The sequence below is a fragment of the Streptomyces sp. NPDC043685 genome, assembly GCF_056436585.1.
The window spans coordinates 255,404-269,290 of sequence record NZ_JBWKCH010000006.1 but is presented as its reverse complement, the minus strand read 5'-3'; the positions used below and the strand labels follow the sequence as shown (position 1 = coordinate 269,290).

Genomic DNA, 13,887 nt, shown 5'->3' with positions numbered 1-13,887 from the left:
GGTGAGGTGGTGCCGCCCCTGCCGCGTCCGCCGGTCCCGGCGGCGGCCGGCGGGACCGGCGCGGTCAGGAGACGGTGGCGGGCTTGCCGAAGCGGCCGTTGACGAACAGCAGCTCGTCACCGGCCGCGCCCTGGCCCGCCGCCAGCACGGTGCCGATGAAGATGGTGTGGTCGCCGAACGCGTGGGACTCGGTCAGCTCGCACTCCAGCCACGCCACCGAGTCCTCGAGCAGCGGGGCGCCCGTGTGCTCGCCGGCACGCCAGTCCACCCGCTCGAACTGGGCGGCGCCCAGGGTGCGGCTCTTGTCGGCGAAGTGCCGGGCGAGGGACTCCTGGTGGGCGCCGAGTATGTTCACGGCGAAGCGCCCGGCGCCGGTGAGGGCATCGTGCATGACCGCGCTGTGCCCGACGCTGCACAGCACCGACGGGGGATCGAGCGAGACCGAGCTGAAGGCGTTCGCCGTCATGGCGTGCAGGTGCTCCCCGCCCACGGTGAGGACCGTGACACCGGTGGCGAAGCGGGACATCACCCCACGCAACCGGTCCGGGCGTACCGGCTCGTGACCGGAACGCACGGCGGCGTGATCGAGTTCGGCGGACGCGGAATTCATGCCACTCTCCGATGGGTCACGGGACACGTCTGGGCCGTCCGCACATCAGGGGCAGCCGGCGCCATCAACGTAACCGCGGTGTCTCGCGGTCACTTCATGCCCGGGTAACCGGTGGGCCTTCAGTGACCGGGCGTGACCGATGACCTCTCAGTGACCGGACGTTTACCCGGCCATCGGACCCTGAGGTCATGACTGAGACCTCCGCCGCGGCCGCGGTACGCGAACTCGCCGAGCCCTATCTGCGCCAGGTACTCGACACCGCGGGACTGGCGGTGGAATACGTGCGTGCCGAGGGAAACAGCCTGTACCTACGCGACGACGACGGCACCGAGGTCCCGGTCGTGGACTTCGCCGGCGGTTACGGCTCGGTACTGCTCGGCCACCACCACCCCGAGATCACCGCGTACGCCCGTCAGCTGCTCGCCGAACATACACCGATCCACGCCCAGTTCTCGCGCCACCCCTACGCCAACCGGCTGGCCGCCGAACTGAACCGCATCATCGCGCGTGAACTCTCCGACGACGAGCCTTATTACGCCATCTTCGGCAACAGTGGCGCGGAAGCGGTGGAAGCCGCCGTCAAGCACGCCGAGTTGGACCGGGGTCTACGCGTGTCGGAGCTGCTGCGCTCCGTCGACGCCGAACTGGCCGCCGCCCGCGCCGCGGTGGCCGGGGGAACAGCCACCGTGCACGGTGAGGCGGCCGCCCGGCTCGGGGTCGCCCTCGCCGCCGACGGCAACGACGCCGTCGGCGTCCTGGAGACGGCGATCAGGCGCCGCAACGACGAGGTCGCCGCCGCCCCGCCGCTGTTCCTCGCCCTGGAGGGCGGCTTCCACGGCAAACTCGCCGGCAGTGTGCAGCTGACCCACAACGAGGGCTACCGGCTGCCCTTCAAGTCGCTCGGGGCGCAGGCGCGGTTCGTCCCGCACGACAGCCCCGAGGACCTGAACGCCGTCCACGCGCGTGAACGCCGGGTGCTGCTCGGTCTGGGCGTGGAGAACGGCCGGATCACGGTGACGGAGCACGAGTTCCCCGTCTTCTGCGCCTTCCTCGTCGAGCCCGTCCAGGGCGAGGGCGGGATCCGTGTCCTGTCGGCCGAGTTCGCCCGGGAGATCCAGGAGTTCTGCGCCCGGATCGACTGCCCCGTCGTCGTCGACGAGATCCAGAGCGGAATGGGCCGCACCGGCGCCCTGCTCGCCAGCTCCCGGATCGGCCTGCGCGGTGACTACTACACCCTGGCCAAGACGCTCGGTGGCGGCGTCGCGAAGGCGTCGGTGATGCTGGTGCGCGAGAAGCGCTACCGCCGGGACTTCGAGATCGTGCACAGCTCGACCTTCGCCAAGGACAGCTTCTCCTGCCACATCGCGCTGAAGGTCCTCGAACTGCTGGAGAGGGACGGCGGCGCGGCCTACCGGCAGGCCGAGGAACGCGGTGCGGCGCTGCGCGCGAAGCTCGACGCGCTGCGCGAGGAGTTCCCCGACGTGGTGGCGGACGTGCGCGGGCACGGGCTGATGCAGGGCCTGGAGTTCCACGACCAGTCCGGCGCCTCGTCGCCGGAACTGAGCCGGATCGCGCAGAGCGGTCTGTTCGGCTACTTCCTGGCGGGCCACCTGCTGCGCCGGCACCGGGTGAGGACGTTCCCGACGGCCAGCGCGGTCGGCACGTTGCGCTTCGAACCCTCGATATATGTCACAGACGCCGAACTCGGTCAGCTGTACGCCGGACTGCATGACGTGTGCACACTGTTGCGCAAGCAGGCCGGCGACGAACTCATCGCCGCGGGCCGCTGATCCACCCCTGACGGGTCCGCCGCCTCCCCCCACCGGCGGACTCCCGGGGGACATTCCGGCCGCCGCCGGCCGTGACCGGGCCGGCGCCTTCGGCCGGGAGCAGTACGGGAAGCGGACGGCGTTGACGACCTGTCACGCGCGGTCCGGTTCCGGGGAAACGCAGCACGCCGGAGCAAGCGAAACGGGGGAGCTCATGCAGTTCCGCTTACTGGGGCCACTCGAGGTCGAGCATGCGGGGGGACCGCCGGGCGGCCTGGTGGATCTGGGCGGGCACCGGCAACGCGCCGTCCTGGCGTATCTGCTGTTGCAGGCGAACAAGGTGGTGTCCACCAGCCAGATGCTGTCGGCCCTGTGGCCCGACGAGGACGCGCCCATGACCGCGCGCAAGATCCTTCAGAACGCCGTCTGGAAACTGCGCGGTGTCCTGTCGCGGCCGCCGCGGGCCGAGCACGGCCCGGAGCTGCTGACCCGGGCGCCCGGCTATCTGCTGCGCGTACCCCAGCAGCGCGTCGACCTGCTCGACTACGAACAGCGGGTGGTGACGGGCCGCGCCGCCCTGGCGGCGGGCGAGGTGGAACGCGCCCGCCGCTCGCTCGGTGAGGCGCTGGGGCTGTGGCGCGGGCCCGTCCTGTCCGACCTGGTGGAGGAAGGTATCTGCTGGCCGGAGCTGACGGCCCTGCAGAACCGCCGGCTCGACGTCATGGAGGATCACTTCGAGGCCGCCCTGGCCTGTGGCCGGCACCAGCTCGTCCTGCCCGACCTGGAGAGCCTGGTGGCCGCCGAGCCGCTGCGGGAACGCGCCTCGGGGCAGCTGATGGTGGCCCTGTACCGGTGCGGGCGGCAGGCCGAGGCGCTGGCCGTGTTCGGCCGGGTGCGCACCGCGCTGGTCGAGGGGCTCGGGCTGGAACCCGGGCGCGAACTGCACCGGTTGCAGCAGGCGATCCTCACTCAGGACCCGGTGCTGGAGGCGCCCCGCACGGGGGGCGGCCGGGAGCCGGTGCGGCTCACCCCGGTCCCCCGGCCCGCCCTACCCGACCCCACGGTGCCCGCGCAGGCGGCGCCGGTGTCCGTACCGTCCGTGCGCACCGAGCCGGACCCGCCTGCCGGACCGGCCGCACCCGCCGGGGAGGCCGTGCCCACCGAGCCGGCCGTTCCCGCGAGGCAGGTTCTGCCCGCCGGACCGGCCGCGCCGATGCAGCGGGTCGCGTGCACCGACCCGCCCGCGCGCACCGCACCGGCCGGGCCCGCGGAGCGGACCGCGCCGGGCGTCGAGCACTCCTCGCCCGGCCGGCACGAGTCCCGTACCGCCAGCGTGGTCATGTTCCGCTTCGGGCTCGGCGCGGAACTGGAACGGGTGCTGGCCGAGGACCGCGACCGGGTGGTGGACGCGCTGACCCAGGTCGCCCGGGAGAAGACGGATCTCCACGGCGGCCGGGTGACGGCCGTGCTCGGTTCGACGGTGCTCGCCGTGTTCACCGACGGGACGGACCCGGCGGACAGGGCCGAGCGCGCGGTCCGCACCGCGTCCGCCGTCCGTGACAACCTCAGTGTCCCCACCGGCACCCTCACGCCTCCGCAGGCCGCCGTGCACGGTCTCACCGTCCACGCGGCCGTGGCGTCCGGCGAGGCCCTGCTGCCGCGCAGGCCGTCCGACGACCCGCCGCCGCCCTGGAGCGGCGGCAGGCTCGTCGACACCTGCCGGTCGATGCTCGCCCACGTGCAGGCCGGGGAGATCCACGTCTGCGCGCAGACCCACCGCCTGGTCGAGCGGGTGGCCACCTTCCGGCGGGCCTGCGCGTCGGCCCTCGCCCCGTGGGAACTGCACGCGCTGCACGATGACGTGACCGGTCTCTCGTGGGGCCCGGACGCCGGCTCCGCCGCCCACGGCAGCGAACTGGAACTGATGCGTCACACTTTGCTACACACCCGGCAGCGCTCGGCGGCACATCTGATCACCCTCATCGAAGGGTCCGGCCGGGCCCGCACACGCCTGCTGATGGAGTTCCAGCGGCGGGTCGAGGAGAACCACGGCGCTCCCGCGCGCGTGCTGGCGGGGACGGTCCCGGCACCCGGTACCGCCTCGGCCCTGTCGGTGCCGGCCGAGATCCTGGCCGCCTACTGCGGCATCGTTCCCGGCGGCCCCGAGGCCCACGCCTCGGCGCGGCTGCGGGCCACGCTGAACCGCCTGGGCTCCGGCCCGGCCGCCGGGGCGGACCTGTACACGCCCCTGGCCCGGCTGCTGTCGCCGCACCGGGCGGCGCACGAGCGGGAGAACTCCGCCGAGATGCTGCGGGCCTGGGCGGAGTTCCTGGCGCGGGCGGCGCGCGAGCAGCCGCTGGTGCTGATCTGGGACGACCTCCAGTACGCCGACGGGGCGCTGCTGGACATGGTGGAGCGGCTGACGCAGACCCATGCGGGGGTGCCGCTGCTCGTCGTCGTCGGCGCCGATTCCCGGCTGCCGGAGCGGCGTCCGGGCTGGGCCACCGCGCACCCGCGCACGGTGACCCTCAGCCTGAGCCTCGGCCCGGAGCCGGGCGACGCCCTGGACCGGCTACTTCAGTCGCTGCTTCCGCCGGTCCGGGAGTCGGAGGTCGCCTGAGCGCGTCCCGCCCGTGCCGGTGAGGCGGATGGCACGGGCGAGGGCGCCCAGGGCCCGTGTGACGTCGGCGGAGCCCTCGGGCAGGACGTCCGCGGCCGCTTCGACCAGCAGCGACCCCGCCAGGGCCTCCCAGGGAGCCGCCGCGCCCGCGCGCACCGGGCCGGCGGACCCGGCGGTCACCGCCGTGCCGAGCACCCGCCGCGCCCACGTGCTCATCCGTTTCCGGTCCGCCGCGGTGACGCCCGGCACGGTACGGAGGCCGGTGGCGAAGCGGGCCAGTATCTCCCCGGTGTGCTCGGCGAGCAGCGTGTTTCGTCGTACCCCCGTGCGCCCGGGCGGGCGGGCGAGGGGTGCGGAGTCGTCCGGCCGTGCCGGGCCGGCGTCCCGGGGGCGGCCGGCCCGGCTCAGTCCTTCGTGCAGGGCCGCGGCGAACCGGGCGCCGACGAAGACGGCCAGCGGGGTGTCCATCTCTCCGGCGCCGGACGAACGCCCGGGCCGGGGTGAGGCGTGCGTGGGGCGGCGGGTCTGTGGGGCTGCGATGTCCATGCGGACAGCACATCAAGTCCCGCCCACACGCCACCCATTCGCGACTCCTCGACCCGGTCATCCCACGCCCCGCCGCGCGGCCGCCACCCGGCCGACCCGGCCATCACACGGCCCGCAGCCCGCAGCCGACCGACCGGTCATCACACGGCCCGCCCCGCAGCCAGAGGCCGAGGGGCTGGGTCTCTCACTGCCCGCCGCCCCGCAGCCCGCGCCCGACCGACCCGGTCAGCCCATGGCCCGCCCCGCAGCCCGAGGCCGACGGGCCGGCCGGGTCATCACACCGCCGGCCGCCCCACAACCACACCCGACCCGGTCAGCCCACGCCCCGCACCGCAACCCGCACCCGACCGGCCAGGTCAGCTCACGACCCGCCACACAGCGCGTGCCTGACCGACTTGGTCAACACACGCCCCGCCCCGCAACCCGCCTCAGACCGGCCCGATCGGCACACGGCCCGCCGCCCCGCAACCCGCGCCCGACCGACCCGGCCATCACACGACCCGCCGCATAAGCCGCACCCGACCTCCCCCGGGCCCGGGCCCGGTCTCACACCGCCCGTCGTCCGGGCCGTACCTCGACCGGCTCGGCCCCCTTGGCCCGGAACCCGGCGTGGATCCGGGCGGACGGTCTCGCCCGTTCCTCCTGGCGGCGGGGGCGGCAGTCCGGGAAGGGCAGGGTGCGCCGGGGCAGCGGGGCCGCCGGCTCGCGCAGCCGCGGCAGGGTCAGCCGGCTGGCGTGCTCGCTGCCGCTGCCCCAGAACGGCCGTCGGCGCAGCAGGTCGGAGTGGCCGCACGCGACGACCAGCAGCGCCCCGGTACCGGCGACGGCCAAAGTCTCCGCCCAGTCCAGCACCGCCTCGTCGGCGAGGTGCAGATCGTCCAGGCACAGGACCAGGGGACGGTGGCGCGCCTCGTGCTCGATGACCTCACGCCAGGCGGCGAGCAGGTCGGCCCCGCGCACGGGCGGCCCGGAGTGGGGCGTGGGAGCCAGCACCCGCAGCAGCCGGGCGGCCACCACGTCGGAGTCGACGGCGGAGCGGACCACGGCCCGGATCCGCTGCTCCGGCGGATCCGGCCGCGCTCCCTGGGGCGGCGCCCACGCGTCCAGCACGGCGGCTGCCGTGCCCACGGCGTCCTGAATGCCCTTGGGGACGCGCGGCCGTACGACCCGCACCTCGTCGAAGTCGCCTGCGAGGCGGCGCTCGAACTGGGCGAGCAGGCCCGTCTTGCCGACCCCGTGGTCACCGAGCACCGTCAGCATGGAGGGCACGTCATGGTGGCGCGAGTAGTCCAGGAGGTTCTCCAGCAGGGCCAGTTCGGGCCGGGGCCGCCCGCCGGTGCCGGCCGCGGCGGGCTCGCCCGTGTGCAGCGCCCGGGCCCTGCGGATGACGACGGCGCCGTCGGCGGCAAGGGGGGTGTCGTCGTAGCTCACCCACGCGCCGGTGTCGCCGGCCACGTCCTCGCTCACGTACAGCTCGCCCTCCGGGACGCCGGTGAGCAGTCCGTGCGCCTTGTCGAGCAGGGTGCCCACCACCGAGACGGCGGCCCGCGGGTCGTGCGGGTCGTGCCGCACGATCGCCTTGCCGGAGATCACCACGGCGCGCATCACCATCCCCGCGCGGGCGGCCAGCCGTTCACGGGCCGCGAAGGCCGCGCGCACCGCGTTCAGCGACGCCTCGGGGCGCTCGGACCGGAGCCCGAACAGGGCGGCGCACAGTCCGCCCATGGAGCCGACGACGGTGCCGGAGCGTGTCTCGACGCTCTCGGTGAGCACGGTGACCGCGTCGTGCAGGGAGGTGTCCAGCTGCTCGCTCTCCATGGCCGCCGCGTCCCCGGCGGACTCGGTGCACACCACGAGCACGCACACGTCCCGCCGTTCGGCGACCGCGCCCCCCTCGGCGCCAGCCGGCCCCGGCCGTTCACCGCCGCCGAAGCCGCCGTACGAGGACGCCCCGCTCACGCCGGCGCCGCCGTACGAAGAGGTCCCGCCCACGCCGATGCCCCCGTGCGAAGACGTCCCGCTCGCGTCGGCGCCCCCGAGCGAGGACACCCCGCCCGACGGATCGCCCGTCCGCGCGCCGCCGTACGGGGACGCCGCGCTCGGGCGACCGCCCCCCTCGGCGACGCCGTACGAGGACACCGCGCTCGCACGGACACCGTCCGGCACGAGCCCGGAGGGCGACGTCCCGCCGGTCGGGCCCGCGTCGACGAACCCCCCGGCGGACGGCGCCGTGCGCGAGGGGCCCGCCCCCTGCGCGACACCGGCCGGCAGCGGCGTGCGCGTGCGGTCGTCGGCGTCCTCCGGGGCAGGCACCCGCCGGGGTTCCGGTACCGGGGCGTCCGGGGAGGCCAGCGTCCGGTCGTGGCGCAGGATGCGCCGTTGCAGGTTCTGCAGGGCGGCGGACGGCTCCAGGCCGTACTCCTCCACCAGGGCGAGCCGGACCCTGCTGAACACGCTCAGCGCTTCCGCCTGCCGCCCGCAGCGGTACAGGGCGAGCATCAACTGCCCGCACAATCGCTCCCGCAGGGGCTCGGCCTCGGCCAGTGAGGTGAGTTCGCCCAGCACGCCGTGGTGCCGGCCGCACGCCAGCTCCGCCTCGAAGCGGTCCTCCATGGCGTCCAGGCGCAGTTGGCGCAACGCCGTCAGCTCGGCCCACTCCACGCCCTGCTCGGCCAGATCCGACAGGGCCGAGCCGCGCCACTCCGCCAGGGCCTCCCCCAGCAGCTCGGCGGCCTCGGCCGCCTCACCGGCGTCCAGGCGGGCCCGGCCCGCTGCGACGGCGCGTTCGAAGCGGGTCGCGTCGAGCTGTTCGGGGTCGACGCGCAGCACATAACCCGGCGCCCGGGTGAGCAGCCTGGGCGGCTCGTGCCCCTCGGGGTCGCCGCTCTCCAGCAGGGCGCGCAGCCCCCAGACGGCGTTCTGCACCATCTTGCGCGCGGTGACCGGCCTGGCGTCCTCGGGCCACAGGGCCTCGAGGAGCTGGCTGGTGGCGACCACCTGGTTGGCGTGCAGGAGCAGCAGCCCGAGCACCGCTCGCTGCTTGACCCCGCCCAGCGGCAGACTCCGCCCGCCGCTCACCACGTCAAGCGGACCGAGAACCTTGAACTCCACGCCTACCCCCGTACGTCGAACACCCGTGTTCATTCATGGCGGGCGCCGTTGCCCGATCGTTCGGCGCCCGCCGGGCGGACGCCGCTCAGTACCACCTCGGCGACGTCGCCGAGCCGCTGGTCCAGATAGAAGTGACCGCCGGGAAAAACCCGCACCTCGGTCTCGGCGCGGGTGAACGTCCGCCAGCCGGACGCCTCCTCGACGGAGACGACCGGGTCGGCGTCGCCGCACAGCACGGTGACCGGCGTGTGCAGCGGCTCCCGGGGCGTGAAGGAGTACGCGGCGAGGGCCGCGTAGTCGGCTCGCAGAGCGGGCAGCACCATCGCCACCAGCTCGGGGTCGTCGAGCAGGGCCACGCCGGGTCCGCCGAGCCGGCGTACGGCGGCCAGGATCGCGTCGTCGTCCGGCAGCGCGTCGTGCGCACTGCGTCGCGGCCCCGGCGCCCCCCGCGCCGACAGGAAGAGCCGGCGGGGCGGGCGGGCCCCGTGCTCCTCCAGGATCCGGGCGGTCTCGTAGGCCACCAGCGCCCCCATGCTGTGGCCGAAGAACGCGAAGGGCGCCGCCCTCTCCTCCTCCTTCTGCTCTCTTTCCAGCTTCCCGGCGACGATCGCGGCCAGGGCCCGGATGTCCGCCACCGGCGTCTCCAGCCGGCGGTCCTGGCGGCCGGGGTACTGCACGGCCCGCACCTCGACGTGGGGTCGCACACTGCGGGACAGCGGCTGGTACGCGCTGGCCGCGCCCCCGGCGTGCGGGAAGCAGATCAGCCTGAGAGCGTCGGGCTGGGGATCGCCGAAACGTCGGAACCACTGGGCGTCCATGGCGCGTTGCGCTCCTGTCTGTTCACCTGGGGTACGTGGTATCCGCGCTCTGCCCTGGCCCGGTGCAGCACACCGGCCCACCAGCTGAGGCGGTCGAACATCAGCCGGGCCGAGGCGTCCCAGTCGTCGGACGCGGCCAGGGTTCCGTCGGGTCCGAGGCGCTCCCAGTAGTTGTGGAAGCTCACGGTCTCGTTCACCGTGACGGCGTGGACCTCGCCGAAGACCTGGCGCAGGGCCGCCACCGCGCACAGGCCGCTGGAGGGGCCGCCGTAGGAGAGGAATCCGACGGGTTTGGCGTGCCATTCCTCGTCGTACCAGTCGATGGCGTTCTTCAGCGACGCGGGGAACGTCCGATTGTGCTCGGGGGTGACCACCACGAACGCGTCGGCCGACGCCAGCCAGGGGGCCAGGTCCTTGACCGCCTGGGGTCGGGGCGCGGTCGGGTCGGCGGACATCACGTCCGGCAGCCAGGCCGTGGCGAGGTCGATGACGTCGACGTCGAAGTCGGGGCGCAACCGGGCCCGGGAGGCCAGCCATTCCGCCGCGACGTGCCCGAACCGGCCTTTCCTGATGCTGCCGATGATGATCGCCAGCCGCAGTCGTTCATTCTCGGCCACCTGCCCCCGCCCTCCGCGCCCCCGCCGAATCGCATTCCTCGGGGAAGCCTGGCATATGCCCCTTCGGATTCGCTTCGGACGGCTTCGGAAACACCTCGGAAACGCCCTTCGGGCCGATGGCCGAGGCCTTTTCGTCAGCGGTTGCGCCGGTCGTCGGCCGGTTACGCTGAGATCATGGAATTCGGGGTGCTGGGGCCGCTGGAGGTGCGCACGGACGAGGGTCGTCTCGTGCGGGTACCCGAAGTCAAGGTACGTATGCTCCTCGCCGATCTGCTCGCCCATCAGGGGCAGGTCGTCCCCTCGGCGCGGCTCATCGAGGACCTGTGGGGCGGCTCGACGTTCACGGCCCGGCCGGCGGCGTCGCTCCAGGCCAAAGTCTCCCAGCTGCGGCGCGCGTTGGAGGACGCGGAGGCCGGTGGCCGCGAACTGGTCGCGCACCGGCCGCCGGGATACGTCCTGGACGTCCCGGCGGGAGCGCTCGACGCGGGGCGCTTCCGCGAACTGGTCGCCCGGGCCAGGTCCGGTGAGGACCCGGTGACCCGCGCGGCGCTGTACACCGAGGCGCTGGCGCTGTGGCGCGGCCCCGCCTTCGCCGAGTTCACCGACCAGCCGTCCGTGCGGCCGACAGCGGCGAGCCTGGAGGAGGAGCGGCTGACGGCGGTGGAGGAACACGCCGCGGTGCGCCTGGAGTTGGGAGAACACAGCCTGCTGGTGGGTGAGCTGACGGAGCTCGTGGCGCAGCACCCGCTGCGCGAGGGGCTGCGGGGTGCGCTGATGTGGGCGCTGTACCAGGCGGGGCGTTCCTCCGACGCGCTCGACTGCTTCAACGACCTGCGGCGCCGCCTCGACGAGGAGTTGGGGCTGACGCCCGGACCGTCGCTTGAGGCGTTGCAGCGGGCCATCCTGCGCCACGATCCGGTGCTGGCCCGTCCGGAGCCGGCCGTGCGCTCCGCCACCGCGGTGCGGACGGGGCCGGGGCCGACCGGTTCGGCCTCGCCCCTGGTGGGCCGTGAACGGGAGATGGACGCGATCCGCCCCCTGCTCTTACGGCGCCGCCTGGTGACGCTCACCGGACCGGGCGGGGTCGGCAAGACCCGTCTCGCCCAGGCCATGGCGGAGAGCCTGGCGGGCGCGTTCGGTGACGGCACCTGGCTGGTGGAGCTGGCGGACGCCGGGGGTCTGGAGCGGTTCGCCGGCACGGAGGCGCTGGCCGAGCAGGTGATGGCGACGCTGGGCATCCGGGAGAGCACCTCGGACGATGACGCCGGGGGCCCCGCCGACCGCCTCGCGAACGCGCTGGCCGGCCGGCGGCTGCTGCTGGTGCTGGACAACTGCGAACACGTCGTGGAGGCCGTCGCCCGGCTCACCGGCCTGCTGCTCGGCAGGGCCCCGCATCTGCACATCCTGACGACCAGCCAGGAACCGCTGCGCACCCGGGACGAGACGGTGTATCCGGTGGTGCCGCTGTCCCTGCCCCCGGAGGACGGGCCTGACCTCGACGCGCTGACCGCTTCGGGCGCCGTGCGCCTGTTCCTCGACCGGACCAGGGCGACGGACCCGGACTTCGTGCTGGACGCCACCACCGCCCCGCTGGTCGCGGATGTGTGCCGGCGCCTCGACGGCATTCCGCTCGCCCTGGAACTGGCCGCCACCCGCGTCAGATCGCTGGGCATCAGGGAACTGCACGACCGGCTCGACGACCGTTTCAAGGTGCTCAACAGCGGTTACCGGGACGCCCCTTCGCGCCACCGGACCCTTCAGGCCACGCTCGACTGGAGCTGGGGCCTGCTCGACGACCGCGAGCGGACCGTGCTGCGCAGACTGTCGGTGTTCAGCGAGGGCTGCGGTCTGCGGGCCGCCGAGGAGGTGTGCTCCGGCGGTGGCGTGTCCCGCGCCGACGTGCTCGACGCGTTGAGCCTGCTCGTGGAGCGCTCGCTGGCGGTCCGCACCGAGGGACCTCAGGGACCGCGCTACCGGTTGCTGGAGTCGGTCGCGGTCTACGCGCGTGACATGCTCGCCGCGTCGGGTGAGCACGCCGAGATCGCGGCCCGGCACCTGCGGCACTGCGTCCGCCTCGCCGAGCGGGCCCGGCCTCATTTGCACGAACGGGAGCAGTCCCGCTGGTTCCAGTACCTGGACCTGGAGGCGGCGAACGTACAGCGCGCACTGGCCGAGGCCGACCGGTCCGGGGCCGCGCAGGAGGCGCTGCGCCTGGTCAACTCGCTGACCTGGTACTGGTACGTCCGCGGCCGGCTGGGCGAGGCCCGCAGGGCGCTGGCGACGGCCCTGGACACCCCCGGCGACGCCGCGCCCGAGGAGCGTGTGGAGGCGGAGTTCTGGTACACGGGCATCCGTCTGCTGCTCGGCGAGCACGACCGGGAGTGCGACGCCCCCGCGGAGGACCCTCCCGAGTCGACCCTGGAGTCCACCAGGGCCCAGTGGTTCCTGGCGCACGCGCAGTGGACGGTGGGGGCGCTGGTCAAGGGCGAGCAGCGGGTCGAGCGTGTCCTGCTCCGGTTCCGCACCCTGCGCGACGCGTGGGGCACCGCCGCCGCGCTGACCACCCGCGCGTGCTTCGCGCTGGCGCGCGGGGACCTGGAGTCGCTGCGCGGCAACGCCGAGGAGGCCCGCGCCCACTTCGCGGAACTGGGCGATCTGTGGGGCCGGTTGAAGACGACGGACGTGCTCGGCAGGCTCGCCGAGATCAACGGCGACTACGACCTGGCGGCCCGGCTGCACCGGGAGAGCCTGCGGATCGCCCAGGCCCTGGAGACCTGGCCCGAGATGTCCACGAAACTGTCGGGTCTGGGCCGGATCGCCCTGCTCACCCAGCGCTACGACGAGGCCGACGACCTGCACACCCGCGCCCTGCGGATCGCGGTCGGGCAGGGCAATCAGCCGGCCGAGCAGTTCGCCGCACTGGGCCTCGCCCTGAGCGCCCGCCGCCAGGGCCGCCTGGACGCCGCCGAGGAGTGGCTGCGGCCCTGGCTCGACTGGAACCGCCGCCGCGGTGACGGCCCGGGCCTCGCGCTGGTGCTGGCGGAACTGGGCTTCATCGCCGAACAGCGCGGCGACGCCGAGCGCGCCCTGGCCTGCCACCGGGACGGTCTGGCAGCCGCCGCGACGACGAAGGACCCCCGCTCGGTCGCCCTGGCCCTGGAAGGCCTGGCAGGCGCGTACTCCCTGGCCGGGGCCCCGGCCAGGGCGACCCGCCTGCTCGGCACGGCGGCGGCGACCCGGGAACGGGCCGGCGCCCCGCACCCTCCGGCGGAGCGGGGGGACGTGGAGCGCATCGCGGCCCGCCTACGCGCCACGATGGGCGAGGAGAGGTACCTGAGCGAGTTCAGCGCCGGCACCCGGCGCACCCATGAGGCGGAAGTCCTGGCGGAGACGCACACGCGGACACCGTGAGCCGGCGGTCCTCCCCCGGCCGGAACAGGGCTGCCCGGCGCGCACGGTGCCACACTGGATGGCGTGGCGGAGACGGACCGGCAGCTCGCCCGGCGGCTGGAGCGGGTCATCATGGACCTGCTGGAGCGCCGTGCGGCCACGGCTTCGATCTGTCCGTCCGACGCCGCCCGCGAGGCCTACGAGGGCGACGACGAAGGCTGGCGGGCTCTGATGGAACCGGTCCGCCGAGCGGCCTGGCGTCTGGTGGCGGCCGGCGAGGTCGAGGTGACCCGGGCCGGCCGGCCCGTCACGGAGACCGAAGCGCGCGGGCCCCTTCGCATCCGACGCGCGAGCCGGTGACGGCCCGGACAGGCTCGACCCGCCTCGACCCGCGAACGCGGCCACC

Annotated in this window: 9 protein-coding genes; 4 read left to right on the top strand and 5 right to left on the bottom strand. The window is 74.4% G+C overall.

Features of this window, described 5'->3' with window-relative positions; genetic code table 11:
- Window positions 1–64: 64 nt before the first annotated feature.
- Window positions 65–610, bottom strand: coding sequence for a flavin reductase family protein (locus AC0665_RS21255; RefSeq protein WP_468402706.1), 546 nt, complete (start codon window positions 608–610; stop codon window positions 65–67).
- A 188-nt stretch (window positions 611–798) separates the two neighbouring features.
- Here AC0665_RS21255 and AC0665_RS21250 point away from each other — a divergent pair, with 188 nt between their 5' ends.
- Together AC0665_RS21250 and AC0665_RS21245 are read left to right on the top strand one after the other, a co-directional pair.
- Window positions 799–2,400 carry an aspartate aminotransferase family protein gene (locus AC0665_RS21250; protein WP_478705574.1) on the top strand — a complete coding sequence of 534 codons (1,602 nt, stop codon included), beginning with the start codon at window positions 799–801 and terminating at the stop codon, window positions 2,398–2,400.
- Window positions 2,401–2,593: 193 nt separating this feature from the next.
- On the top strand, window positions 2,594–4,999 hold the full coding sequence (locus AC0665_RS21245) for a BTAD domain-containing putative transcriptional regulator (protein ID WP_478705573.1): 2,406 nt from the start codon (window positions 2,594–2,596) through the stop codon (window positions 4,997–4,999).
- On the opposite strand, the gene AC0665_RS21240 is transcribed toward AC0665_RS21245, so the two are convergent.
- The 4 genes from AC0665_RS21240 to AC0665_RS21225 all read right to left on the bottom strand — a co-directional run bounded on the left by AC0665_RS21240 (window position 4,952) and on the right by AC0665_RS21225 (window position 10,091).
- Entirely contained in the window at window positions 4,952–5,545 is a 594-nt protein-coding gene (locus AC0665_RS21240) for a hypothetical protein (RefSeq protein ID WP_478604271.1), read from the bottom strand. The two genes, AC0665_RS21245 and AC0665_RS21240, sit on opposite strands and share 48 nt — an antisense overlap.
- A 546-nt stretch (window positions 5,546–6,091) precedes the next feature.
- The gene (locus tag AC0665_RS21235; RefSeq protein WP_478705572.1) at window positions 6,092–8,656 is read right to left on the bottom strand and encodes a BTAD domain-containing putative transcriptional regulator; all 2,565 of its coding nucleotides are present in this window, start codon (window positions 8,654–8,656) and stop codon (window positions 6,092–6,094) included.
- A gap of 29 nt (window positions 8,657–8,685) precedes the next feature.
- Window positions 8,686–9,474 carry a thioesterase II family protein gene (locus AC0665_RS21230; RefSeq protein WP_478705571.1) on the bottom strand — a complete coding sequence of 263 codons (789 nt, stop codon included), beginning with the start codon at window positions 9,472–9,474 and terminating at the stop codon, window positions 8,686–8,688.
- Complete coding sequence (locus AC0665_RS21225) at window positions 9,417–10,091, bottom strand: NADPH-dependent FMN reductase (protein WP_468631493.1); 675 nt, start codon at window positions 10,089–10,091, stop codon at window positions 9,417–9,419. The genes AC0665_RS21230 and AC0665_RS21225 overlap by 58 nt, the downstream gene beginning before the upstream one ends.
- 174 nt (window positions 10,092–10,265) lie before the next feature.
- On the opposite strand from AC0665_RS21225, the gene AC0665_RS21220 reads away from it, so the two are divergent.
- Window positions 10,266–13,502: an AfsR/SARP family transcriptional regulator gene (locus AC0665_RS21220; RefSeq protein ID WP_478705570.1), complete on the top strand. Its 3,237-nt coding sequence runs from the start codon at window positions 10,266–10,268 to the stop codon at window positions 13,500–13,502.
- Between the two features lie 63 nt (window positions 13,503–13,565).
- A complete protein-coding gene (locus AC0665_RS21215) occupies window positions 13,566–13,841 on the top strand; it encodes a DUF3253 domain-containing protein (RefSeq protein WP_468402691.1) in 276 nt (91 codons plus the stop codon).
- Window positions 13,842–13,887 lie beyond the last annotated feature (46 nt).

Coding starts and splice junctions, on each gene's coding strand:
- AC0665_RS21250 (WP_478705574.1), top strand. CDS start 799: ATGACTGAGACCTCCGCCGCGGCCGCGGTACGCGAACTCGCCGAGCCC.
- AC0665_RS21245 (WP_478705573.1), top strand. CDS start 2,594: ATGCAGTTCCGCTTACTGGGGCCACTCGAGGTCGAGCATGCGGGGGGA.
- AC0665_RS21230 (WP_478705571.1), bottom strand. CDS start 9,474: ATGGACGCCCAGTGGTTCCGACGTTTCGGCGATCCCCAGCCCGACGCT.
- AC0665_RS21220 (WP_478705570.1), top strand. CDS start 10,266: ATGGAATTCGGGGTGCTGGGGCCGCTGGAGGTGCGCACGGACGAGGGT.
- AC0665_RS21240 (WP_478604271.1), bottom strand. CDS start 5,545: ATGGACATCGCAGCCCCACAGACCCGCCGCCCCACGCACGCCTCACCC.
- AC0665_RS21255 (WP_468402706.1), bottom strand. CDS start 610: ATGAATTCCGCGTCCGCCGAACTCGATCACGCCGCCGTGCGTTCCGGT.